The organism is Conexibacter stalactiti (assembly GCF_033542075.1).
GTDB classification, from domain to species: Bacteria; Actinomycetota; Thermoleophilia; order Solirubrobacterales; family Solirubrobacteraceae; genus Conexibacter; species Conexibacter stalactiti.
Window position 1 is genome coordinate 1 of sequence record NZ_JAWSTH010000246.1, and the last position, 520, is coordinate 520.

At 45.6% G+C, this 520-nt stretch carries 1 protein-coding gene; it reads right to left on the bottom strand.

The window, feature by feature from the left end:
* The coding region (locus tag R7226_RS31585) for a hypothetical protein (RefSeq protein WP_318601538.1) at nucleotides 1–520 on the bottom strand (520 nt) is incomplete at both ends.

A 520-nucleotide genomic window follows, 5' to 3' on the forward strand; every position in this document is an offset into this window, starting at 1 on the left:
CGAGCATCACGAGACAGGTTAGACAGTTTAACATCACCAATAGGGAGAACGTTAGCAGCAGCTTTAATACCTACATCTAAGCCTAAGCCTAATGCTGTATCAAGAACTGTTCCACCAGTAACATTACCTAACCAATCCATATATCCTTTATTAGCATCATAATCAGCATTAGCTAAGTTACCAGCAACGTTAGAACCAGCCTGAGAAGCAACAGATCTACCAGCACCAACCCCACCTTTAATCAAGTATTGACCAATAGTGTTTTCACTCAACCAAGAAGGAGCAGCTCCGATAGCAGCAGCTCTCCATCCAGCAGTCTCAGGAGCACCCATAGCCATACCCTCAATATAAGGAGTGAGTGTCTCTACAAGCTTCCCTGTGCTACTCTGAGGCTCTGTAATCACACGTCCTTGCTGATTAGCAGGTTGAACAGCAGGCTCCATACCAGCAGCTACAAGGCCACTACGAAGGATACCACCACCTGTTACATTCTCAGCACCAAGTGATTTACCAACTCGAT